Consider the following 22,276-nt stretch of genomic DNA (forward strand, 5'->3'; position numbering starts at 1 on the left):
TAGGAGGAACGATGAAAACCTACGAAAATTTAACCACATATAATCCTGGTGAAATAGAAGGCAAATGGTATTCTTATTGGGAAAATCAAGGATACTTTCACGAAGAAGTAGACACGAATAAAGAGCCATTTAGTATCGTATTACCACCTCCTAATGTAACTGGTATGTTGCATATGGGGCATGCCCTTGATAACACATTACAAGACATCCTCATCCGTTTCAAACGCATGCAAGGCTACAATGTATTGTGGATGCCAGGTACAGACCACGCTGGTATTGCTACACAAATCAAAGTAGAAGAGATGCTTGCTAAAGAAGAAGGAAAATCTCGCTATGATTTGGGCCGTGAAAAATTCGTAGAGCGCGTGTGGGAATGGAAAAAAGAATATGGTGATACTATTGTAAAACAAATCCGTAGCCTTGGCGCATCCTGTGATTGGAACCGTGAGCGATTTACTTTGGATGAAGGGTATTACCATGCAGTGCGCGAAGTATTTGTAAGCCTTTATGAAAAAGGTTTGATCTATCGCGGTGAACGCATCATCAACTGGTGTCCTCGTTGTGCCACTGCGTTATCTGATGTTGAAGTTGAGCATGAAGACGAACATGGCCATTTATGGCATATTAAATATCCTGTAAAAGGTGAAGATAATCGTTTTGTTGTTGTTGCTACAACTCGTCCAGAAACAATGTTTGGTGACGTAGCAGTAGCAGTAAATCCTGATGATGATCGTTATAAAGATCTCATTGGTAAAACATTGATCTTGCCATTTGTTAATCGAGAAATTCCTGTAATTGCCGATGACTATGTAGATGCTAGCTTCGGTACAGGCTGTGTAAAAATTACACCTGCTCATGACCCTAATGACTTTGAAATGGGCCAACGTCATAATTTGGAATCCATCGTTGTTATGAACAATGATGCAACAATGAATGAAGGTGCTGGCAAATTTAATGGCTTACCTCGTGAAGAAGCGCGTAAACAAGTAGTAGCAGAACTTAAAGAATTAGGCCTACTTGAAAAAATTGATGATCATGACCATGCAGTAGGTCATTGCTCCCGTTGTAATACAATCATCGAACCAATGGTATCTAAACAATGGTTCGTAGATATGAAACCATTGGCAGAGCCCGCTCTTAAGGTTGTTAAAGACCACGAAGTAGAGTTCGTTCCTGAACGTTTTACAAAAACATATGTGAACTGGCTTGAAAATATCCGCGATTGGACGATTTCTCGTCAATTGTGGTGGGGCCATCGCATTCCTGCATGGTATTGTGATAACTGTGGTGAAACTATCGTTAGCCGTGAAGATATTACAGAATGTCCTCATTGCCACGGTCATGTTACACAAGATCCAGATGTTCTTGATACATGGTTTAGCTCTGGTTTATGGCCGTTTGCCACAATGGGTTGGCCTAAGCAAACTCCAGAACTTAAACAATGGTATCCAACAAGTGTGCTTGTAACTGGTTACGATATTATCTTCTTCTGGGTTGCTCGTATGATCTTTATGGCTCTTGAGTTTGAACATGAAATTCCATTTAAACATGTATTTATTCACGGTCTTGTCCGCGATAGCCAGGGCCGTAAAATGAGTAAATCTTTGGGCAATGGTATTAATCCGCTTGAAGTTATCGACCAATATGGTGCTGATGCATTGCGCTTTACTCTTGTAACTGGCAACACACCTGGTAACGATATGCGTTTCTATATGGAACGTGTTGAGGCTAACCGTAACTTTGCCAATAAGATTTGGAATGCATCAAAATTTGTATTGATGAACCTTACAAATTATGATGAAAGTTTTGTTCCAACAGCAGATGATTTGACATTAGCAGACCAATGGATTGTTCAAAAATACAATGAAACCGTACAAAGCGTAACATCTAATCTCGATAAATTCGAACTTGGTGAAGCTGCAAGTTCCGTATATGATTTCATTTGGAATACGTACTGCGATTGGTACATTGAATTAGCGAAACCTCGTTTGTATAGTGAAAGTAACGAACGTGATCGTCGTACAGTTCAATATTTACTTGTAACAATCTTACGTCATATGCTCGAATTATTACATCCATTCATGCCGTTCGTAACTGAACATATTTGGCAACATTTGCCACACGAAGGGGACAGCATCGTTGTTACTAAATGGCCTGAAGCATTGAAATTTGATAATCTTGAAGGGGCAGCACGTCAAATGGAAGTTATGATGGATGCTATCAAAGGTATTCGTAACATGCGTGCTGAAATGAATGTGCCTTTAGGTAAAAAAGCTGAGGTTATCGTAGCGCCAACAGATGAAGCATTAGCTAAAACTGTAGCAGAACATAGTGACTACTTCGTAACATTGGCTTGGGCTGAGAAAGTAACAATTCTTGGTACCGATGATCCAAAACCAGAAAATGCGACTGTAACCGTTGTCAATGGTATGGAAGTATATCTCTTACTTAAAGACTTGATTGACGGTGAAAAAGAAAGAGAGCGTATTGCAAAGGAAAAAATCCAAATGGAAAAAGAAATTTCTCGTTTGGAAGGTAAATTGTCTAACCAAGGCTTCTTAGCAAAAGCTCCTGAAGCTGTAGTAGCAAAAGAAAAAGAAAAGTTAGAAGAATATAAACAAAAACAACAAGCGTTATTGGAACGTGAAGCGTTCCTTGAAACCTTATAATAGGAGGTTTATATGACATATCAGGAGGCCTTAGCCTATTTGGAGCAGGCATCTTCATTTGGTATTAAACCTGGCCTTGAACGAATTACGGCTCTTATGGATGTGTTAGGGAATCCACAAGAAGATTATAAAATTGTTCATGTTACAGGTACAAATGGTAAGGGCTCGGTTACCTCATATATTTCCTACGCACTGTTTACAAGTGGATTACGGGTGGGGCGATTTACATCGCCTCACCTTCAATCCTATACGGAGCGTATTCAAATTAATGATGGAAATATAACAGAGGAAGCCTTTGGAAAATTAATTAGTCGCGTAAAGATTGCAGTAGATACTATTATTAGTAATGGAATAGAAGCGCCAACACAATTTGAAATATTAACAGCTGCCGCATTTTTATTCTTTAAGGATCAAGGTGTCGACTATGCTGTAGTAGAAGTTGGTTTAGGTGGCTTACTAGATTCTACTAATATCGTGACTCCAAAAGTATCTGTTATTACTAATGTAACAATAGATCATCAAGCATATTGTGGTGATACTGTCGAGGAAATTGCACGCCATAAAGCGGGGATTATTAAACCTAAGGTGCCTGTAGTGACAGCTGCACAAGATACACCTCTTAATATCATTGAGGACGTAGCTAAAAAACAACATGCCAAGCTTTATGTTTTTAATAAAGATTTTGGTATTGATAGCCGCAGCGCTGTAACGGGTGGTCAAATGATTACGGTTAGTTCTAACGATGCTGCACCTGCTATGTTGTTTACGACGATGGCTGGCATTCACCAATCTGTAAATCTCGCTTGTGCATTGATGGCCGTACGCCTGTTGATGAAAGAGGATACGAACATCAGTGAAGAAACGATGCGTGAAGGATTTGCCCGCACTACGTGGGCGGGGCGCTTTGAAGTTAAACGAGGCTTAGATCGTACCTTTATATTTGACGGTGCTCACAATGCGGCAGGGGCTGAGTCTTTTGCCATGACGTACAATGAACTATTTAAGAACACACCGAAAACGGTGGTAATGGCTATCCTTAAAGATAAAGACCAAGAGGCTATTATTCGTGAAGTGGTTAAATCTGGCGACACAGTCCTCGTTGTACCTGCACCAACAGATAGAACAGAGGTACCTGAAAACTTGGTTGAAGTGATTCTCCGTACTGTACCTAAGGTGATGGATCAAACTGCAGAATCTGTTGAGGCTGCATTAGCATTGGCTTACAAACATACAAAGACTGGTGATATCATTGCTGTATGTGGTTCTTTATATATTCTAGGGGATGCTCGTCAGTGGTTTTTCCATGAGATGAGTCATTGAGGTGAGAATATGGAACTCTCACTCATTCCTAATCAGAAACGACTTACCTTTTATATTGAACGATTAATCTATGGTGTTGTCATTGCGATGCCTCTTCAACCAATGGTAGGAGATGTACTTCTCTGGTTGGCTATAGGTTTGGCATTATATGATTTAATTTCTAGTAAATCATTGAGTTTGCCGACAGGCTATCTATCTTGGACTGTTATGATCTTTGTTATCTGGACAGGTATATCGTCGTTAATGTCCCCAAACTGGGATTGGTCTATTCAGAGCTGGTTCTACCAAATTGTAGCGGGTGGGGGCATGTACTATTTAGTTCGTACCTATATTCGAACACCTAAACAGTGGAACTATTTTCTTCGTGCTTTTTTAGGTACAGCCGTTCTTGTATGCATTATTGGGGCCTATCAGTATATATTTGTTCCCAATATACATATAAAAGAATGGGTTGATGCAGCACAATTCCCTAAATTGATGCGTCGAATGGCGTCTACATTGCAAAATCCTAACTTGTTAGGGGCCTATCTATTGATGGTACTAAGTGTATGTATTAGCTATATTCTTGTTTATATGAAAGAGAATCGTACTCGTGAAGTTGTTACAATGCTGATTATTGGTGTTGTATTATTTTTAACGATGTTATTAACCTATTCGCGTGGTATTTGGATTAGTTTTGCGGCCATGATTCTGTATTGGGCTATTTTCGTAGAACGAAGACTATTCTTATCCTTGTTAGTGGTACCGTTAATTCTATACTTCTATGAAGGGGAAGTTGCTTCACGACTTTGGTCTATATTCCAAGGTCATGATACGTCATCAGATCTTCGCTGGGCTCTATGGGATAGCACAATGTATATCGTACGAGAAAACCCAATCTTTGGTATTGGGTGGAATACATTCTACTTAGTTTATCCAGAGTATAACTATTACATTCAAGGTCCTAATGTGTTGATGTATCATGCCCATAATTTATATTTAAATATATTGGCTGAAACAGGTATTCCTGGCTTGCTATCATTCCTAGCAGTTATCGTCGGTCATGTTATTACATCTGTTCGTTTGAAAGGGGATATGTTCCGACAAGCTGCACAGATAGGTATAGGCGCTTTAGCTATCGGAGTTCTTTTTAGTGGATTGTCTGATTTTGAGCTCTATAGCCATCAAGTTACTATTGTTTTTTGGCAACTCCTTGGTTGGGTTGGGGCCTTTGTGAAAGTACAACTTTCCACAAAGGCCCATATGTAAAAGGTATATTTTGTATAATTAGTAAGTTTTATGGTAGCGATACAATTTCATAGTATGGTATAATTTATACATACCTTAGCAGGGTAAGCTTAAGTATATTTAACCGGTTTTCTAATGTTAGAATAATTGAACATTATTGCTTGCATTTGAAAACCGGTTTTTTGTATATCTATATTTTTATAGGAGGTGTAGCGGTCAGTTTCTGTATATATTATTTCTTTATTATATTGATAAGGCTCTATATGTTGTATTGAGATAGTTCGATATACATAAAAAACAACAATATATACTATTAAATTGATAATTCCTGTGAGTTATATCGGTGTGAATAAAACTTATGTAAAAATGTAAAAACCTATGCGTTTTGGTCATAATGCACAGTCGGAGTGTGATAAAAAATACATTTTAGTCATATAAGTTGACAATACATTGGATGTGGACTACGATGAAGTCGGTTTAAGGAACGTATTAGACCAAAGAGATTCAATTGTCGTTTAACAATGTTACTCTTAAAGGAGATGGTTATGGTGATAGACATCAAAGACCGCGTAAAAAATGTGGACCTGCAAGGTAAAATTGTCACTGCTTATGATGCAGCTCAGTTGATTAACCCTAATGACAAAGTTGGTATTTCCGGCTTTACACCATCGGGTTATGCAAAAGTTGTGCCATTGGCATTGGCAGAACGAATGGAAAAAGAACCATTCAAAATCGATTTGTGGACAGGTGCTTCCGTAGGTGATGAAGCTGATGGTGCGTTAACTCGTGCTAATGGTATTAATCGCCGCTTTCCATATCAAACCAATAAAGATATGAGAAAGGCTTTAAATGGTGGAGATGTTAAATACATCGATATGCATTTAAGCACAATGGCACAAAATATTCGTTATGGATTTTTCGGAGATTTAGATGTAGCAATAATTGAAGTATGTCAAATCAACGAAGATGGTTCTTTAGTACCGACTACCTCTGTTGGTAATTCTCCAACATTTGTTAGTCAAGCTAAAAAGGTTATCGTAGAGGTAAATGTATCTCAACCATTATCCTTAGTTGGTATGCATGATATCTATGAACCGTTGGATCCGCCATATCGTAAACCAATTCCGTTGGAACAGGCCGGCGATCGCATCGGTACAGAAGCAATACCTTGTGATCCTAGCAAAATTATTGCTGTGGTTCCAAGTGATGTACCTGATACAACAAGACCTTTAGCTGCTATTGATGATGATGCAAAGGCAATGAGTCAACATCTTATCAAATTCTTTGAACAAGAAATTGCAGAAGGTCGTTTGCCTAAAAACTTGCTTCCATTGCAATCCGGCGTAGGTTCTGTAGCAAATGCGGTAATTAGTGGCTTGGCTCAAGGGCCTTTCACAGATTTATCTATTTATACAGAAGTAATTCAAGACGGTATGTTTGACTTGATCGATGCTGGTAAAGTAACTGTATGTTCCGGTACTGCATTGAGTCCTTCTCCAGATGGATTGAAACGTTTCTATGCGAATATTGATGAATATCGTAAAAAAATTATTCTTCGTCCGCAAGAAATTTCCAATAACCCTGGTATTGCTCGTCGTATTGGTGTCATTGCCATGAATACCGCTATCGAATTTGATATTTTTGGCAATGTAAACTCTACTCATATTATGGGTAGCAAAATGATGAATGGTGTTGGTGGTTCTGGTGACTTTGCACGTAGTGCATATCTCACTATCTTCTGTACCAATTCCGTTGCTAAAAATGGCGACATCAGTTCTATCGTTCCATATGTATCCCATGTGGATCATCCAGAACATGACACTATGATTTTCTGTACAGAACAAGGTGTTGCTGACTGTCGTGGTTTGAGCCCAGTGGAAAGAGCTCGTTTGATTATTGAAAAATGTGCTCACCCAGACTACAAACCTATGTTAACTGAATACCTAGAAAAAGCATTAGCTGCAACAAAGAATGCCCATACACCAATGTTGCTTGATGAAGCTCTTTCTTGGCATAAACGCTTCACAGAAACTGGAAGCATGAAAAAATAACCTGTTTTTTTAGGAGGATGATGAAAACATGGCTTACGAAAACTTAAAAGCCCAAATTGCTGAGTACAACAAACTTTGTGACGAAAAATGCGCAAAAACTCCAGAACGTCAAAACTTAAAATACAACCGTGTGTATACACCAGTTGATATTGAAGGCTTTGATTATGAACGCGATTTGGGAATGCCTGGCGAATTCCCTTATACTCGTGGCGTACAACCTACTATGTACCGTGGTCGTTTCTGGACAATGCGTATGTATGCAGGCTTCGCTACAGCTGAAGAATCTAACAAACGTTACCGCTACCTAATCGAATCTGGTGCAACAGGTCTTTCCTGTGCGTTCGACTTGCCAACTCAAATCGGTTATGACTCTGATGATGTTATGGCTGAAGGCGAAGTTGGTAAAGTAGGTGTAGCGATTGACTCTTTGGCAGATATGGAAATCTTGTTCGATGGCATCGACCTTGGCAAAGTATCCACTTCCATGACAATCAACGCTCCAGCATCCGTTTTGTTGGCAATGTATATCGCAGTAGCTGAAAAACAAGGTGTACCTTCCACAGAATTGAAAGGTACTATTCAAAATGATATTTTGAAAGAATATGCAGCTCGTGGTACTTACATTTTCCCTCCAAAACCATCTATGCGTTTGATCACTAATATCTTCGAATATTGTTCTCAATACGTTCCAAAATGGAATACAATTTCTATTTCCGGTTACCACATCCGTGAAGCAGGTTCCACAGCAGCACAAGAAATCGCATTTACAATTGCTGATGGTATCGCATACGTAGAAGCAGCTTTGAAAGCTGGTCTTGATGTTGATACATTTGCTGGTCGTCTTTCCTTCTTCTGGAATGCTCATAATAATGTACTTGAAGAAGTTGCTAAATTCCGCGCATCTCGTCGCTTATGGGCAACAATCATGAAAGAACGTTTTGGTGCTAAAAAACCAAAATCTATGATGCTTCGTGTACATACTCAAACAGCTGGTTCCATGTTGACTGCACAACAAGTTGATAACAACATCGTTCGTGTTGCTCTTCAAACTGCAGCAGCTGTAATGGGCGGTACTCAATCTTTACATACAAACTCTCGTGACGAAGCTTTGGCTCTTCCTACAGAAGCATCTGTACAAGTAGCTCTTCGTACTCAACAAATCGTGGCTTACGAATCTGGTTTGGCTGACGTAGTTGACCCATTGGGCGGTTCCTACTATGTTGAAGCTATGACTAACGCTATCTATGACGAAGCTATGGCATACATCAAGAAAATTGATGAAATGGGCGGCGCTGTAGTAGCAATCGAAAAAGGCTACATCCAAAAAGAAATTCAAGAATCCGCTTACAAATGGCAAATGGAAGTTGAATCTGGCTTGCGCACAATCGTTGGCGTAAACAAATTCCAAGTTGAAGAAGAAGCTCCAAAAGACTTGCTTCGCGTAGACGCTTCCGTAGGTGCTAACCAATCTAAGAAAACTCAAGCAGTTCGTGCTAACCGCGATCAAGCCGCAGTTGATAAAGCCTTAGCTGATTTGAAAGCTGGCGCAGCTGACGAATCTGTTAACTTGATGCCATTAATTCTTGCAGCAGTTAAAACATATGCTACTTTGGGTGAAATTTGTAATGTATTGCGCGAAGTATTCGGTGAATACGAAGCTCATTCCACATTATAATATCGGCTGATTTCGGAGGTAATATATCATGGCAGAAAAACGTATTAGAGTAATTGTAGCAAAACCAGGTCTTGATGGTCATGACCGTGGTGCAAAAGTAGTAGCACGCGCACTTCGCGATGCTGGTTTCGAAGTAATCTATACTGGTCTTCGTCAAACACCAGAACAAATTGTTGAAGCAGCGCTTTCTGAAGACGTTAATGTAGTTGCATTATCTCTTCTTTCTGGTGCTCATAATACATTGTTCCCTAAAATTGTTGAACTTTTGAAAGAAAAAGGCATGGGGGATGTTCTTGTAATCGGTGGTGGCGTTATTCCTGACGCTGATATCCCTGGCTTGAAAAAAGCTGGCGTAGCGGCAGTATTCACACCTGGCACACCAACTAGCGATATCGTTAACTTTATTAAAGAAAACGTAAAATAATTGCTTGGGGCAAAGAGGGGTGCAACTTGAATAGTTGGCTCCCCTCTATTCCCATATTCGAAGATAGGTGGTGAGGCGAATGGATTTAGTTAAAGGCCTTTTTGAAGGTTCTAGACTAGCCTTAGCACGGTCCATAACAGCTGTAGAAAACGAGTATGATAATGCCATCGATATTATGAAGGCAATTTACCCTAAAACGGGGAACGCACGTATTCTCGGTATTACAGGGGCCCCTGGTGCTGGTAAAAGTACTTTGACCGATAAGGTAGTTAAACATTATTTAGATCAAGGTAAAAAAATCGGCATCGTTGCCATCGACCCAACTAGCCCATTCTCTGGAGGTGCTATCTTGGGGGACCGTATTCGAATGAATGATTTAACATTAAATGAAAATGTATTCATTCGAAGCATGGGCACGCGTGGTAGTCTTGGTGGATTATCTAAGAAGACTGCAGACGTTGTAAAACTCATGGATGCCTTTGGCATGGATTTAGTAATTATTGAAACTGTAGGCGTAGGTCAATCTGAAGTAGATATTGTAAAAAATGCTGATACTACATTGGTTGTACTGGTTCCTGGTCTCGGTGATGATATCCAAGCTATCAAGGCGGGTATTCTTGAAATTGGCGATGTATTTGCTATCAACAAAGCTGACCGAGATGGTTGCGATCGTTTGAATGTAGAAATTGAAATGATGCTTGACCTAGATTCTCGTGAAGTAAAATGGCGCCCACCAATTAAGCGCACAATTGCTAGTAAAGACCAAGGCGTAGATGAACTTATCGACGCTTTAGATGAACATTTTGAGTATCTTGAAGATTCTGGTGAATTGGAATCTCGTCGGGCAGAACGTACTCGTGATGAAATCATCGCAATGATTAATGAACAAATTGGTCGTTATGTAGCTGATAAAATTGTTACAAGCGATGAATTTAATAGCCAAGTGGCAGCTGTTAATGAACGCGAAAGCGATCCATATACAGTTGTTAATGGCGTAATGACAAGCGTGCTAAAGTAGACGGCGACTACATAGCATTAGAGATTTAGCCTTGAAAAGGAGATAATCAAAATGGCTTTTAAAGTATTACAAGTGGATCACATCGGTATTGGTGTTAATGATTTAGCAGCAACTAAAGAATTCTATAAAAATGCATTAGGCATTGAACATCTTCCTGAAGACGAAATCGTAGAAGAACAAAAGGTAAAAGTATCCTTCTTCCCTTGTGGTGATGCTGAACTTGAATTCTTAGAAACTACAACTCCAGATGGCCCTATCGGTAAATTTATCGAAAAAAATGGCGGTCGTGATGGTATCCAACACGTTGCATTGCGCGTTGATAATATTGAAAATGCTATTGCTGATTTGATGGCTAAAGGCGTTCGTATGATTGACGAAAAACCTCGTTATGGTGCAGGCGGCTCCTCAATTGCTTTCTTACATCCAAAAGCAACTGGCGGTGTTTTGCTTGAATTATGTCAACGTATGAAATAATACAGTATCCAATTCACATCATTATATATGAGTTGTAGATATACATATACATATAATCCTACGTTATATATTAAATATGTATGCTTCTTGAACTTTATTCATTTATGAAATAAAATGATACTGTAACAAGTTTTATTTGGAGGTGCTATAATGGCAACAGTGCAGGAAAAAATCGAGTTATTGCACGAAAAACTAGCTAAAGTTAAAGCTGGTGGCGGCGAAAAACGCGTTGAGAAACAACATGCTCAAGGTAAAATGACTGCTCGCGAACGCTTGGCTAAATTGTTCGATGATAATTCCTTCGTTGAACTTGATCAATTCGTTAAACATCGTTGTGTTAACTTCGGTCAAGACAAGAAAGAATTACCAGGCGAAGGTGTAGTAACAGGTTATGGTACTATCGACGGTCGTTTAGTATATGCATTCGCACAAGATTTCACTGTAGAAGGTGGTTCTCTTGGTGAAATGCATGCTGCTAAAATCGTTAAAGTACAACGTTTAGCAATGAAAATGGGTGCTCCTATTGTTGGTATCAACGATTCCGGCGGTGCTCGTATTCAAGAAGCAGTAGATGCCCTTGCTGGTTACGGTAAAATTTTCTTTGAAAATACAAATGCATCTGGTGTTATTCCACAAATTTCCGTAATCATGGGCCCATGTGCGGGCGGTGCTGTATATTCTCCAGCATTGACTGACTTCATCTACATGGTTAAAAATACTTCTCAAATGTTCATCACTGGTCCTGCAGTAATCAAATCTGTAACTGGTGAAGAAGTAACCGCTGAAGATCTTGGTGGTGCAATGGCTCACAACTCCGTGTCTGGTGTTGCTCACTTTGCAGCTGAAAATGAAGATGATTGTATCGCTCAAATTCGTTACTTATTAGGCTTCTTGCCATCCAACAATATGGAAGATGCTCCATTGGTAGATACTGGTGACGATCCAACTCGTGAGGATGAAAGCTTGAATAGCTTGTTGCCAGATAACAGTAACATGCCTTACGACATGAAAGATGTTATTGCAGCTACTGTAGATAATGGCGAATACTATGAAGTACAACCATTCTATGCTACTAATATCATTACTTGCTTCGCTCGTTTTGATGGTCAATCCGTTGGTATCATTGCTAACCAACCAAAAGTAATGGCTGGTTGCTTGGACATTAACGCTTCTGACAAATCTTCCCGTTTCATCCGTTTCTGTGATGCTTTCAATATTCCAATCGTTAACTTCGTTGACGTTCCTGGTTTCTTGCCTGGCACAAATCAAGAATGGGGCGGTATCATTCGTCATGGTGCTAAAATGTTATATGCTTACTCTGAAGCTACAGTACCAAAAATTACTGTTATCACTCGTAAAGCATATGGCGGTTCCTACCTCGCTATGTGTTCCCAAGATTTAGGCGCAGACCAAGTATATGCTTGGCCTACATCCGAAATCGCTGTAATGGGTCCTGCTGGTGCAGCTAATATTATCTTCAAGAAAGACGAAGATAAAGATGCTAAAACAGCTAAATATGTAGAAGAGTTTGCGACTCCTTACAAAGCTGCAGAACGTGGCTTCGTAGATGTTGTAATCGAACCTAAACAAACTCGTCCAGCAGTTATCAACGCTTTGGCAATGCTTGCAAGTAAACGCGAAAACCGTGCTCCAAAGAAACATGGTAATATTCCATTATAATTCGATTCGGTAAACATATCATCGAATTTGGGAGATACCTTTCTTTACTACTTTTTTAGAAAGGGGAATGATTATGGAAGGACAAGCAGTTACTACCAATCCTTGGTTAATCATGGCGATTAATATGACAGTTGTATTTGCTGTATTGATAGCTTTAGGTATTCTTATGGAAATCGTACATTTAATCGATCCTACTAGGAAGAAAAAAGAAGCACCAGCAGCAACTGCTCCTGTTGCTACTCCAACAGCTACTCCTGTAGCTCCAGCAAATGCATCTGCTCAAAATGAGGATGAAGTAGTAGCAGCTATCGTAGGTGCCATTGTGGCGATGGGGTACTCATCTGAACAAATTGCATCTATTCGACCTACAGCAACTAGTGCTAAATGGCGCTTGGAAGGTCGCTTAAGCGGTAGAGGTTAAAATATTTTTAGGAGGCATTTGTAATGAGCAATGCTACAACAACTAACGGTAAAGCTCCATCTCAAGATGTAGTAGCAGTAATCGTTGGTGCATTAGCGGCAATGGGTTATTCCGCTGATCAAATCGCGCATATCCGTCCAATCGTAAGCTACAATTGGAAAATGGAAGGCCGTTTGCGTGGTAATCGATAAGATAATTGGCTATTTTGATAATCCGTGGGATTACTCAATTTATATGTGTAAAAATATTTATAAGTTTTGTGTAGGAACTACACATTTTGGAGGAATTTAAGATGAAAAAATTCAACGTTACAGTAAATGGTACAGCATATGATGTAGAAGTTAATGAAGTGAAAGCAGCGGCTCCTGCAGCAGCTCCTAAAGCAGCTCCAGCAGCAGCTCCAGCTCCTAAAGCAGCTCCTGCACCAGCTCCTGCTGCAGCAGCAGCTCCAGTTCCAGCAGGTGCTGAAACTGTAAAAGCTCCAATGCCTGGTAAAATCTTATCTGTAGCAGTATCTGCTGGTCAAGCAGTTAAAAAAGGCGAAACTTTGTTGATTCTTGAAGCTATGAAAATGCAAAATGAAATCGCAGCTCCTCATGATGCTGTAGTTTCCGAAGTTCGCGTATCTGCTAACCAAACTGTATCCACTGGCGATGACATGGTTGTTCTTGGCTAATACCAAGTGTTGTATGACGTGGCTGCGCCACGTCATCTAACAATTTTATATTTGTGAAAGGGGAACGCATATGGAGGCTTTTGCTGTTGCGATACAATCTGTTATTAACGATAGCGGGTTCCTCGCATTTACAACAGGCAATGCTATTATGATTCTTGTAGGTTTGATCCTATTGTATTTAGCATTTGCTCGTGAGTTCGAACCATTATTGTTGGGTCCGATTGCGTTTGGTTGTTTACTTGCCAATATTCCTCGTAACGGTTTCGAAGAAGGCGTTATGGCGCTTATTAGTGCAGGTATCTCCCAAGAAATCTTCCCACCTTTAATTTTCCTTGGTGTAGGTGCAATGACTGACTTTGGTCCACTCATTGCCAATCCTAAAACATTGCTTTTAGGGGCTGCAGCTCAAATTGGTGTATTTGCTGCCTTAGGTGGCGCAATGATGCTTGGCTTTACAGCTCAAGAAGCGGCTGCTATTGGTATCATCGGTGGTGCTGATGGTCCTACATCCATTTACTTAGCTACTAAGCTAGCTCCTCATTTGTTAGGTGCTATCGCGGTTGCCGCATATTCCTATATGTCTTTGGTACCGTTGATTCAACCACCTGTAATGAAACTCTTCACTACTCAAAAAGAACGTGAAATCGTTATGGAACAATTGCGCGAAGTAACACGTTTTGAAAAAATCGTGTTCCCAATCGTTGCAACGATCTTCATTTCCTTATTGCTTCCTTCCATTACATCCCTTTTAGGTATGTTGATGTTAGGTAACTTGTTCCGTGAATCTGGCGTAACTGATCGTTTATCCGATACTTCTCAAAACGCATTGATCAATACAGTTACAATTTTCTTAGCAACTGGTACTGGCTTGACAATGAGTGCGGAACACTTCTTAAGCTTAGAAACCATCAAAATTATTCTTTTAGGCTTATTCGCATTTATTTGCGGTACAGCTGGTGGTGTATTGTTCGGTAAATTGATGAGCTTAGTAGATGGTGGTAAAACAAATCCACTTATTGGTTCTGCCGGTGTATCCGCGGTTCCAATGGCAGCTCGCGTATCTCAAGTAGTAGGTGCGAAAGCTAACCCAGCTAACTTCTTGCTCATGCATGCTATGGGACCTAACGTAGCTGGCGTTATTGGTACGGCAGTAGCTGCAGGTACAATGCTTGCTATGTTGTCTAACCACTAATATTTTAATATTTATTCACCCAGGTGTACCTAAATAGGTACACCTATTGGTGAATCAAAAAGCCCTTGGTCATTATGTAATCATACATAAAAGGGAATATTTGCAATAAATGCTTTTCAGATCGGTCATTAGGTGATTAGCAAGATTTCACAGAATAACCTTCTAGTGCTTTAAATATAGTAGAGGTGGTCACTTGTTATCAATTGAATTAAAAATACTGATTTGTTTTGTTTGGGCATTTATTGTTTTTTTTATTACTGCACTGATTATCGGTGCTGAAGGTAAAGCTAAATGGTTTCAGCAGAGAACTAAATATTCTTGGTTTAATCGCCGAGGTTTTCTTGGTGAAACTTTATTATTTGGGTATCCTAAAACAAGAGAGGGATATGGGATTACTTTTATAATGGCCTCTGCCATTGGTATCGTAGGTTATATTTTATATCTCTTATAATTATGTCAGTGCATTTCTCTGAAGGGAGATGATGATGTATGGGTACTGCAGAACAAACCTTAATCGTCCTTGCAGTCATGGCTGTTTTATTCGTTACGGAAATTATTCCTCTAGCTATTACTTCTTTAGGCGGCGCAATTACATTAGGCCTTATGGGTATTATTACTCCTAAGGTTGTATTCTCTGGTTTATCTGATAGTACAGTTGTGTTGTTTGCAGGCATGTTCGTTGTTGGTGCTGCATTATTCTATACTGGTTTGGCTCAAAAAATTGGGGAAACCGTAGTATCTCATGCAGGGACTAGCGAAAATGGCTTGATGCTTGCGATTATGCTTGTAACAGCTACCATGTCCGCATTTTTATCTAACACTGGTACAACAGCTGCTTTACTTCCTGTAGTTGTTGGTATCTGTGCTGTTGCTAAGATTCCTGCATCTCGTCAATTGATGCCTTTAGCATTCGCTGCAGGTATCGGTGGTATCATTACAATGGTTGGTACACCACCTAATATCATTGTAAGTGGTACATTGACTAAATTTGGTATTGAACCATTTGGTTTCTTTGAGTTTGCTTGGATTGGCATTCCTTTGACTATCGCTACTATCGTATTCATGATGCTCATTGGTAAACATTTATTACCTAAACATGAAATTACTGATGCCGGTGATGTAGAACAAGAAGTAGCTGCTGAAGATATTTCTAACGATCCTAAGAAACAATTGTTCTCCGGACTTATTCTTTTAGGTGTAATCCTTGCCATGATTTTAGGTGAACCATTGAAAGAACACTTTGGTATTAACTTACCGTTGAGCATGGTTGCTGTTATTGGTGCAATGCTTTGCGTATTAACTGGTTGTTTGAATGAAAAACAAGCTTACACATCTATTGACTGGGTAACAATTTTCTTGTTTGCTGGTATGATGCCAGTGGCAACTGCACTTGATCAATCTGGTGCAGGTAAAATGATTGCTGATGCAGTAATTGGTGTTATGGGTTCCGATCCTAGTCCTTACTTTGCAACAGGCGTATTGTTTATTTTGTCTTGTGTTATGACGCAATTTATGTCTAATACTGCATCTTGTGCATTATTGGCTCCTATCGGTATCTCCATTGCTCAAGGTATGGGTGCTGATCCTCATGCTGTATTGATGGCTATCGGCGTTGCCGCATCCTGCGCATTCGGTACACCTGTAGGTACACCTCCAAATACATTAGTACTTGGTCCTGGTCAATACAAATTTACTGACTATGTAAAAGCTGGCGTTCCATTGATTTTAGTTTGCTTCGTAGTAAGCTTAATTATCATTCCAATGGTATGGCCATTCTTCCCTGGTAAATAATAGGGAATAGGTTACTCTACTATACAAGCACACACGAGGTCGAATCGTAAGATTCGGCCTCGTTTTTTATGATTTTAGTCTATATGATTTTAATATAGATTACATATAAGTGTAATCAAAAGCAATATGAATTAAACTAATTTGCATGATTAATTTTACACAATTGACTACATCGAAAAAAATATGATATAGTATATTGTGTAAGATATAATAATGTAATGTTGAATAAGGAGGTCATCTATGACAAAAGAAAGATTTAACATGTTAGTTGGTTCTATTGGTGCATTTATTGGTGTATTTGTATTTTTAGCCTATATCCCACAAATAATTGCTAATCTTCATGGTCAACCTAGTCAACCATGGCAACCATTATTTGCAGCAGTATCCTGTTTGATCTGGGTATTATATGGTTGGACAAAATCACCTAAACGTGATTATATTTTAATCGTACCAAACCTTGCAGGCGTTATTTTAGGTACACTAACATTCTTAACATCTTTCTAAGTGCTATAAGAAAAAAATAGTATTATTGTTATATAGTGAATAATAGTAAAGATATTACTTTACTTTATAAATATAAATGAGGTCGAATCGTATGATTCGGCCTTTTTTAGAGTGAAGTTTATATGTTAGATTAAAATATAGATAAGCGTTAAATCTGTTGTAATAAAAAAATAGTTTTTATGATAATAAATATTGATAATTGAATTCCTAGTATAATAGTACGTATTTTAATTAAAATGATAATTAGTGCATTCTCAATTATTGATTATTAAACTCAATTACATAAATGAAAAGAAATATCAAAATGCATATGAATATAGGCTTTTTATGATAAAAAGGAACAATTATTATGCAAAATATTCTATAATTTTTTATCATTTTCATTTGACTTTCAATTTGAACTGTGTGATAATGAGAACATAAGTTGAGGCAAGTGCCTTTCTAAATGATAATAAAAAGTTCTGATCTATATTTTGATGGAGGTCCTAATTATGAGAGTTATTGCTGATGGTTGCATTAAATGTGGTTCTTGCGCATCTGTTTGCCCAGTTTCCTGCATTACTGAAGGCGAAACTAAATACGAAATTGGCGATGCTTGCATCGATTGCGGTTCTTGCGAATCCGTTTGCCCAGTTTCTGTAATTTCCGCTGAATAGTACAACAAATCTAAAAGACCAGTAAACGCTTATGTTTACTGGTCTTTTTATTTTTGCAAAACGGTAAAAATCACCTAATTTCTTCTCGGTTGCTCAACCGTTGCTCACCTTTTAATAGGTCATCTCCGTAAGGTAACTTATTCACCGCATCAATATATTGTTGTAGTGTTTTATGCGTATAGACATCTGCAGTGATATTATCCTTGTTAGCGTGGCCGACGATCCGCTTGATTATAATCTCATCAATACCTATATTGCTGCACATTGATATAAAAGTATGTCTGGTATCATGTGGCTTGTGATTTCCTAGGTTCCATTCTTTACATCTTTTTTGCAGTTCCTTGCGGTATATGTCCTTATGTATCACGCCATCTAGTAGGCACTCGGAGCGTTTAAATTTTGCTTGCTGGTAGAGTTCCTTGATGAAAGGGGAGATACATTCTGCAATAGGGATAGCTCGATTACGGCCAGCCTCCGTTTTAGAACCGCCAATCATATACCGCTCCTTAATGTGGACATCATCAACTCGAATTGTTTGTAATTCGTTCAATCTGAGCCCCGTGTAGGCGTATATGAGTGTTAGCTTGGAGATTATATCGTCATCGTGCTGCCAAAGCTCATAGAGCGCTAAATTTGTAAATATGTTAGCTTTCTTAATCGGCGTTGCGTTTTTGTTGATGATAATATCAGAAAGGTAGTTACGAGGGATGACTTCCTGCTTTACGGCAAGTGTGCCGACCGAAACTATGATCGCTTTAATTAACTTTTGATAAGATTTTGTGTGCGTCGAATTATCGAATATAGACTGCAGATGCGCCGCCCTAAGGTTTCTCATTTCTATATTAAATAGGGGTTCTACCAATTTTCGCACAACGTGCATGCTTTTAATTCTTCCTTTAGATAGCCCCTGGCGTTCAGCTTCTTCCATACGCCAATCAAAGCACTGCCCAAAAGTGATTTTGCGTTCCTCTTGAATTTGTGGATTAGTAGAGAATAAGGCAAGGGCATTATACGCTTCTTTTTGCGTTGCAAAGGTACCTATGGATTTCCGTAAGGGTTTACCCTCAGAATTGTATCCAAGAGTCACTACGGCTCGATATGGCTTACGTAGAGCCTTATGTTTCATCTTATATACGGTGCCAGTACCATTGGCACGTTTCATAGCCATAATTTCATACCTCCTAAAATACCCCTATCGTTTGATAGGGGTATTTCTGAATTTATTCAGGCTTAACAAACATATGCTTTTTAGGATCCATAAACCAGGACGTGATTGATATATCTCGTTGCGCCCCGGATGAGTCCATTACAGTTAATACATCAGTTTTCGGGTAGTCAATACCTGATACGAAATTAAATATATCATTGACTTTATCATATTTTATCTTTTCCCCGTTTACTTTAAGTAGTATTTGGCCTACTTTTAATCCTGCAGCATCCGCAGGGCTGCCCGGAATTACCGCAGATATTGGATATCCGCCTTTATACTTTTTGTTATCAACGTCATACCCAAATCGGTATCCACCATCAAACTCTATCTTTATATTATTTAGTGTAGCCAATTCGGATTGAGCCGTACCTACAGGACGTGATAATTGCCCGCCTGTCATTGGGTTGTATGCGGTTGCCACCTCGTTAAATGTTACTTGAGTGGATCCGTCGTCCTGTGGTAGGAATGTAAACGTGGCTCTATTCTCAGTAGACGCTAGCATTTGGCCGAATAATCCTACTTGATGCATCCGAGTTAATAATATCGTTAGACTGTTGTCTGATACATTCTCGACCGTAGCGTTGGTATGAGTCTTTGAAATACCTGAAATAATAAAATTCCTAACTTGAAGCGGCGTAGCATTTTTAATTAATACTGATGACATTGCAGATGCGTATATGGGTGCCCCAATAATTGATACTGCTATTAAACATTTAGTGAATCCCTTAATCATACTAACATCTCCCTTATTAATTTTTTACAAAGTCACATTGTACATAACGACCTTACCAATCAGATATAAGTCATCTGTATTCTCGTAACTAAATATGATGTCCCGAAATGCCATATCTGAGCTATCAGGTTTAAATACAAATTCTTGATGTTGTTTGTCATTGTAGAATCTTTTAACTGTATAATCTCCTCCATTCTTAATAACTACAATATCTCCGTCATGAATATCTGGTAGTTCTATATTTGTTAAGATAGCAATAACGGATCCATTTTGGATAACATTATTCATACTTTCACCGTTGACAGTCATAAGTAATATGTTTTTATTGCCCGAATAGCGCCCCATCATGAAATCAGGGATATCTATAGTAGGCATGAAGTTAATGGCGTCTATCGTAGTTAACGTGCCCGCTGATACAGATGTAGGTACGTAGTGATAGGAATTCGTGCTCACTGTTAAAGCTTCTTCAGCATCTAAATTGTCCTTTAGCAAGTCCATGATACTGACATGTAGTATATCGGCTAGTTCATATAATTTACCTACTGGTGGCTCGGCCATTCCTGTTTCCCATTTCTGAATAGTAGTAAATGACTTATACCCGAGCCGTTTAGCAATCTCATCCTGTGATAAATTCCTTAATTTCCTAAAGTACCTAATATTATCTGAAAGTTTCATAATATCCTCCTCTCGATCTCCCAAACTTATATACTAATTATATACTGTATTTGAATTAAATTCAATTAGATTTTATATTTTTTATTGTAAACTTGAAAAAAAATCAAATTCATTATTGACACTTGAATTTAATTCATGTTATTATGAGGTCACGATAAGGAGGTGGTAGTAATGCCAAACAAATTTTATATTTCCGAGTTGAGAGCTCGGAAAGGGGCAACACAGGCGCAAGTTGCCGCCGATCTTGGTATATCTGTTGCTACGTATAATGCGTGGGAAAAGGATATATCCAATGTGGCCATTAGTAAAGTAGTGGCACTGGCAGAGTACTTTGGCTGTACGGTTGACCAAATTTTTTTGACTAGAGACTTGAATTAAAATCAAGTAAAAGGAGGGGCAGTGCGCATGATTAGAAAAGTGATTTCAGTCGCCCAGATGTCGACTGTTCTTGGTGTTAGCCTAACGGCTATCCGAGAGGGCATCGCAAGAGACCGATTTCCGTTCGCATACGCCTGGCAGTCGCCGGGTAAGAAATCCCGTAGCTTTGTTATTGACAAAGAAGGGTTTAGGACGTTCCTTGTCCATTCATTAGGCTGGGATGTGAAAGTAGTTGATGCGGAATTTAAATCCGCAGGAATTCATTAGGAGGAATTAATCATGAACTGGAGTAACACATCCTATCATTACACAATATCCGTAATCAAAGGAATCGTAGGTGGATTTCAATATAGCCTCGACAGAAAATGTAATACAAAACGATGGGCGCTGATGGAGCTTGAAGAGTTGGGTATCTCGAATTGGGGATTTTCTAACTTAAAAACGCGATTAATTGACAACGCCATCCGGAAGGCTATCAGGTATGTTAAAAATACCGACATATCAAACTGTCAGGTGTCGACTGTGTATCATTCTGGATTTAGGCACGTTCCTGATTATTTTAAAGGTTTAAAGGAGATGTAAATCATGAACTGGATTGACGTGGGAATGCACTTGAGTTTTGCTACTGCTGCAGTAGCATCTATTTTATCAATGATGACGTTATAAGGGAGATCAAATTATGGGCTATATGTTATTGGGGACGTTCCTCATTGCAGGCTCTATGGGGGCCTTAGAAGTAGACCAAATCGGTTGGGAACAGTTTATATTGCAATCGTTAATCGGACTGGTTCTATCTCTATACGGATTTAAAAAAGATATGGCAGAAGTTGACGCAGAAGAGCAGGAAGATGTCACACACATCCCAAGAGTGAGAACTCACGGTGATTATTGTAAAAACCCTTATTACAACTAAAAGGAGACAGAAAATGACAAAACCTTATATCAGTAAACAAAAAGTGAGGGACTTCGTATCCCGTGTTAGTTCTGACAAAACCGATGCAATTGAAAATGAATGTGAAGCTCTATTAACTAAAGAAATTAAATCACTAGATGCCTTTAAACGTTTAGAAGATGCTCTATCCGAAGCACGGAAAGCAGCTATGGAAATTAGGCAAGCGGGATTTGGTGGTAGCGTTTTGGCTAATATTCCGACTTCGGATTTTTTAATCGATCGCATGATTAGTCGGGGTAAAAGTTTCTATCATGAACCACCAAAAGCAGGGGCTGCCATTTATAAGCTCTTAAAGCCGTTCGTGGAACAACTAACAAAAGTACGTAAAGCTAGACAAGGTGCTTACAAAATTATTGATGAAGCACAAACAGGTAGAGCTGCTGCGGATGCGTTAAAAGAAGCAGGCTTAGATTATTATACATGGGAAGCTAGAAAGCCTGAGATGGTGCTTGATTTAAGCGCTTTGAAAGGTGGAGATTAAATTGCGAGACTGCAACAAATGTCCAAAGCGAGACTACTGCATTCCTGATGAATGCGAGGATTTGAACAT

General features: G+C 39.0%; 25 protein-coding genes. 22 read left to right on the forward strand and 3 right to left on the reverse strand.

The genetic code is table 11. The annotated features are described in order from the left end of the window. The first annotated feature begins 11 nt into the window (after window positions 1–11). From E6X37_RS00235 to E6X37_RS00315, 17 genes are all read left to right on the forward strand, one after another. Window positions 12–2,669, forward strand: a complete 2,658-nt coding sequence (locus tag E6X37_RS00235; RefSeq protein ID WP_118091362.1) for a valine--tRNA ligase — start codon at window positions 12–14, stop codon at window positions 2,667–2,669. Window positions 2,670–2,681: 12 nt separating this feature from the next. Next, window positions 2,682–3,989: a bifunctional folylpolyglutamate synthase/dihydrofolate synthase gene (locus tag E6X37_RS00240; RefSeq protein ID WP_316102028.1), complete on the forward strand. Its 1,308-nt coding sequence runs from the start codon at window positions 2,682–2,684 to the stop codon at window positions 3,987–3,989. 9 nt (window positions 3,990–3,998) lie between these two features. Further along, a complete protein-coding gene (locus E6X37_RS00245; RefSeq protein WP_004696499.1) occupies window positions 3,999–5,237 on the forward strand; it encodes an O-antigen ligase family protein in 1,239 nt (412 codons plus the stop codon). Between the two features lie 524 nt (window positions 5,238–5,761). Next, window positions 5,762–7,267 (forward strand): acetyl-CoA hydrolase/transferase family protein, encoded by a 1,506-nt coding sequence (locus E6X37_RS00250; protein ID WP_118091359.1) that lies wholly within the window; start codon window positions 5,762–5,764, stop codon window positions 7,265–7,267. A 28-nt stretch (window positions 7,268–7,295) separates the two neighbouring features. Then, on the forward strand, window positions 7,296–8,942 hold the full coding sequence (locus E6X37_RS00255) for an acyl-CoA mutase large subunit family protein (protein ID WP_004696495.1): 1,647 nt from the start codon (window positions 7,296–7,298) through the stop codon (window positions 8,940–8,942). Between the two features lie 28 nt (window positions 8,943–8,970). Beyond that, a complete protein-coding gene (locus E6X37_RS00260) occupies window positions 8,971–9,366 on the forward strand; it encodes a cobalamin B12-binding domain-containing protein (RefSeq protein ID WP_004696492.1) in 396 nt (131 codons plus the stop codon). A 79-nt stretch (window positions 9,367–9,445) separates the two neighbouring features. Continuing rightward, window positions 9,446–10,384 (forward strand): methylmalonyl Co-A mutase-associated GTPase MeaB, encoded by a 939-nt coding sequence (gene meaB / locus E6X37_RS00265; protein WP_004696489.1) that lies wholly within the window; start codon window positions 9,446–9,448, stop codon window positions 10,382–10,384. 51 nt (window positions 10,385–10,435) lie between these two features. After that, window positions 10,436–10,858, forward strand: coding sequence for a methylmalonyl-CoA epimerase (mce, locus tag E6X37_RS00270; RefSeq protein WP_004696488.1), 423 nt, complete (start codon window positions 10,436–10,438; stop codon window positions 10,856–10,858). Window positions 10,859–11,008: 150 nt separating this feature from the next. Then, on the forward strand, window positions 11,009–12,538 hold the full coding sequence (mmdA, locus tag E6X37_RS00275) for a methylmalonyl-CoA decarboxylase subunit alpha (protein ID WP_008714294.1): 1,530 nt from the start codon (window positions 11,009–11,011) through the stop codon (window positions 12,536–12,538). A 73-nt stretch (window positions 12,539–12,611) separates the two neighbouring features. Continuing rightward, window positions 12,612–12,959: a methylmalonyl-CoA decarboxylase subunit delta gene (gene mmdD, locus E6X37_RS00280; protein WP_008714293.1), complete on the forward strand. Its 348-nt coding sequence runs from the start codon at window positions 12,612–12,614 to the stop codon at window positions 12,957–12,959. A 23-nt stretch (window positions 12,960–12,982) separates the two neighbouring features. Further along, window positions 12,983–13,150: a methylmalonyl-CoA decarboxylase subunit epsilon gene (gene mmdE, locus E6X37_RS00285; RefSeq protein ID WP_004696483.1), complete on the forward strand. Its 168-nt coding sequence runs from the start codon at window positions 12,983–12,985 to the stop codon at window positions 13,148–13,150. A gap of 101 nt (window positions 13,151–13,251) precedes the next feature. Beyond that, window positions 13,252–13,635: a methylmalonyl-CoA decarboxylase subunit gamma gene (mmdC, locus tag E6X37_RS00290; protein WP_008601436.1), complete on the forward strand. Its 384-nt coding sequence runs from the start codon at window positions 13,252–13,254 to the stop codon at window positions 13,633–13,635. A 70-nt stretch (window positions 13,636–13,705) separates the two neighbouring features. Next, window positions 13,706–14,827, forward strand: coding sequence for a methylmalonyl-CoA decarboxylase subunit beta (mmdB, locus tag E6X37_RS00295; protein ID WP_004696480.1), 1,122 nt, complete (start codon window positions 13,706–13,708; stop codon window positions 14,825–14,827). A gap of 193 nt (window positions 14,828–15,020) precedes the next feature. Continuing rightward, the gene (locus E6X37_RS00300; protein ID WP_004696478.1) at window positions 15,021–15,278 is read left to right on the forward strand and encodes a hypothetical protein; all 258 of its coding nucleotides are present in this window, start codon (window positions 15,021–15,023) and stop codon (window positions 15,276–15,278) included. A gap of 38 nt (window positions 15,279–15,316) precedes the next feature. Beyond that, the gene (locus E6X37_RS00305; protein WP_004696476.1) at window positions 15,317–16,618 is read left to right on the forward strand and encodes an SLC13 family permease; all 1,302 of its coding nucleotides are present in this window, start codon (window positions 15,317–15,319) and stop codon (window positions 16,616–16,618) included. A gap of 240 nt (window positions 16,619–16,858) precedes the next feature. Then, window positions 16,859–17,122 (forward strand): SemiSWEET family transporter, encoded by a 264-nt coding sequence (locus E6X37_RS00310; protein WP_004696474.1) that lies wholly within the window; start codon window positions 16,859–16,861, stop codon window positions 17,120–17,122. Window positions 17,123–17,613: 491 nt separating this feature from the next. Next, a complete protein-coding gene (locus E6X37_RS00315; RefSeq protein WP_004696472.1) occupies window positions 17,614–17,778 on the forward strand; it encodes a DUF362 domain-containing protein in 165 nt (54 codons plus the stop codon). A 70-nt stretch (window positions 17,779–17,848) separates the two neighbouring features. Here the strand turns inward: E6X37_RS00315 and E6X37_RS00320 are convergent, their stop codons facing one another. The 3 genes from E6X37_RS00320 to E6X37_RS00330 are packed head-to-tail and all read right to left on the reverse strand — an operon-like array spanning window position 17,849 to window position 20,396. Then, on the reverse strand, window positions 17,849–18,946 hold the full coding sequence (locus tag E6X37_RS00320) for a tyrosine-type recombinase/integrase (RefSeq protein WP_316689332.1): 1,098 nt from the start codon (window positions 18,944–18,946) through the stop codon (window positions 17,849–17,851). A gap of 52 nt (window positions 18,947–18,998) precedes the next feature. Further along, window positions 18,999–19,721 carry a PDZ domain-containing protein gene (locus tag E6X37_RS00325; protein WP_316689333.1) on the reverse strand — a complete coding sequence of 241 codons (723 nt, stop codon included), beginning with the start codon at window positions 19,719–19,721 and terminating at the stop codon, window positions 18,999–19,001. Between the two features lie 24 nt (window positions 19,722–19,745). After that, window positions 19,746–20,396 (reverse strand): XRE family transcriptional regulator, encoded by a 651-nt coding sequence (locus tag E6X37_RS00330; RefSeq protein WP_316689334.1) that lies wholly within the window; start codon window positions 20,394–20,396, stop codon window positions 19,746–19,748. Between the two features lie 171 nt (window positions 20,397–20,567). Between E6X37_RS00330 and E6X37_RS00335 the strand changes: the two genes are divergently transcribed. The 5 genes from E6X37_RS00335 (at window position 20,568) to E6X37_RS00355 (ending at window position 22,207) form a co-directional block, all read left to right on the forward strand. Continuing rightward, window positions 20,568–20,774 carry a helix-turn-helix transcriptional regulator gene (locus tag E6X37_RS00335; protein ID WP_316689335.1) on the forward strand — a complete coding sequence of 69 codons (207 nt, stop codon included), beginning with the start codon at window positions 20,568–20,570 and terminating at the stop codon, window positions 20,772–20,774. Between the two features lie 57 nt (window positions 20,775–20,831). After that, window positions 20,832–21,041, forward strand: a complete 210-nt coding sequence (locus tag E6X37_RS00340) for a hypothetical protein (RefSeq protein ID WP_287511831.1) — start codon at window positions 20,832–20,834, stop codon at window positions 21,039–21,041. A 12-nt stretch (window positions 21,042–21,053) separates the two neighbouring features. Further along, the gene (locus E6X37_RS00345) at window positions 21,054–21,356 is read left to right on the forward strand and encodes a hypothetical protein (RefSeq protein ID WP_316689336.1); all 303 of its coding nucleotides are present in this window, start codon (window positions 21,054–21,056) and stop codon (window positions 21,354–21,356) included. Between the two features lie 97 nt (window positions 21,357–21,453). After that, window positions 21,454–21,687, forward strand: coding sequence for a hypothetical protein (locus tag E6X37_RS00350; RefSeq protein WP_316689337.1), 234 nt, complete (start codon window positions 21,454–21,456; stop codon window positions 21,685–21,687). 13 nt (window positions 21,688–21,700) lie between these two features. Further along, window positions 21,701–22,207, forward strand: coding sequence for a hypothetical protein (locus E6X37_RS00355; RefSeq protein ID WP_316689338.1), 507 nt, complete (start codon window positions 21,701–21,703; stop codon window positions 22,205–22,207). Window positions 22,208–22,276 lie beyond the last annotated feature (69 nt).

It is taken from the genome of Veillonella parvula (genome assembly GCF_032550495.1).
GTDB lineage: Bacteria > Bacillota > Negativicutes > Veillonellales > Veillonellaceae > Veillonella > Veillonella parvula_G.

What these genes read in the sequence shown, in the direction of transcription:
- E6X37_RS00235 (WP_118091362.1), top strand. Translation starts at nt 12, where the DNA reads ATGAAAACCTACGAAAATTTAACCACATATAATCCTGGTGAAATAGAA.
- E6X37_RS00240 (WP_316102028.1), top strand. Translation starts at nt 2,682, where the DNA reads ATGACATATCAGGAGGCCTTAGCCTATTTGGAGCAGGCATCTTCATTT.
- E6X37_RS00245 (WP_004696499.1), top strand. Translation starts at nt 3,999, where the DNA reads ATGGAACTCTCACTCATTCCTAATCAGAAACGACTTACCTTTTATATT.
- E6X37_RS00250 (WP_118091359.1), top strand. Translation starts at nt 5,762, where the DNA reads ATGGTGATAGACATCAAAGACCGCGTAAAAAATGTGGACCTGCAAGGT.
- E6X37_RS00255 (WP_004696495.1), top strand. Translation starts at nt 7,296, where the DNA reads ATGGCTTACGAAAACTTAAAAGCCCAAATTGCTGAGTACAACAAACTT.
- E6X37_RS00260 (WP_004696492.1), top strand. Translation starts at nt 8,971, where the DNA reads ATGGCAGAAAAACGTATTAGAGTAATTGTAGCAAAACCAGGTCTTGAT.
- meaB (WP_004696489.1), top strand. Translation starts at nt 9,446, where the DNA reads ATGGATTTAGTTAAAGGCCTTTTTGAAGGTTCTAGACTAGCCTTAGCA.
- mce (WP_004696488.1), top strand. Translation starts at nt 10,436, where the DNA reads ATGGCTTTTAAAGTATTACAAGTGGATCACATCGGTATTGGTGTTAAT.
- mmdA (WP_008714294.1), top strand. Translation starts at nt 11,009, where the DNA reads ATGGCAACAGTGCAGGAAAAAATCGAGTTATTGCACGAAAAACTAGCT.
- mmdD (WP_008714293.1), top strand. Translation starts at nt 12,612, where the DNA reads ATGGAAGGACAAGCAGTTACTACCAATCCTTGGTTAATCATGGCGATT.
- mmdE (WP_004696483.1), top strand. Translation starts at nt 12,983, where the DNA reads ATGAGCAATGCTACAACAACTAACGGTAAAGCTCCATCTCAAGATGTA.
- mmdC (WP_008601436.1), top strand. Translation starts at nt 13,252, where the DNA reads ATGAAAAAATTCAACGTTACAGTAAATGGTACAGCATATGATGTAGAA.
- mmdB (WP_004696480.1), top strand. Translation starts at nt 13,706, where the DNA reads ATGGAGGCTTTTGCTGTTGCGATACAATCTGTTATTAACGATAGCGGG.
- E6X37_RS00305 (WP_004696476.1), top strand. Translation starts at nt 15,317, where the DNA reads ATGGGTACTGCAGAACAAACCTTAATCGTCCTTGCAGTCATGGCTGTT.
- E6X37_RS00310 (WP_004696474.1), top strand. Translation starts at nt 16,859, where the DNA reads ATGACAAAAGAAAGATTTAACATGTTAGTTGGTTCTATTGGTGCATTT.
- E6X37_RS00315 (WP_004696472.1), top strand. Translation starts at nt 17,614, where the DNA reads ATGAGAGTTATTGCTGATGGTTGCATTAAATGTGGTTCTTGCGCATCT.
- E6X37_RS00320 (WP_316689332.1), bottom strand. Translation starts at nt 18,946, where the DNA reads ATGGCTATGAAACGTGCCAATGGTACTGGCACCGTATATAAGATGAAA.
- E6X37_RS00325 (WP_316689333.1), bottom strand. Translation starts at nt 19,721, where the DNA reads ATGATTAAGGGATTCACTAAATGTTTAATAGCAGTATCAATTATTGGG.
- E6X37_RS00330 (WP_316689334.1), bottom strand. Translation starts at nt 20,396, where the DNA reads ATGAAACTTTCAGATAATATTAGGTACTTTAGGAAATTAAGGAATTTA.
- E6X37_RS00335 (WP_316689335.1), top strand. Translation starts at nt 20,568, where the DNA reads ATGCCAAACAAATTTTATATTTCCGAGTTGAGAGCTCGGAAAGGGGCA.
- E6X37_RS00340 (WP_287511831.1), top strand. Translation starts at nt 20,832, where the DNA reads ATGTCGACTGTTCTTGGTGTTAGCCTAACGGCTATCCGAGAGGGCATC.
- E6X37_RS00345 (WP_316689336.1), top strand. Translation starts at nt 21,054, where the DNA reads ATGAACTGGAGTAACACATCCTATCATTACACAATATCCGTAATCAAA.
- E6X37_RS00350 (WP_316689337.1), top strand. Translation starts at nt 21,454, where the DNA reads ATGGGCTATATGTTATTGGGGACGTTCCTCATTGCAGGCTCTATGGGG.
- E6X37_RS00355 (WP_316689338.1), top strand. Translation starts at nt 21,701, where the DNA reads ATGACAAAACCTTATATCAGTAAACAAAAAGTGAGGGACTTCGTATCC.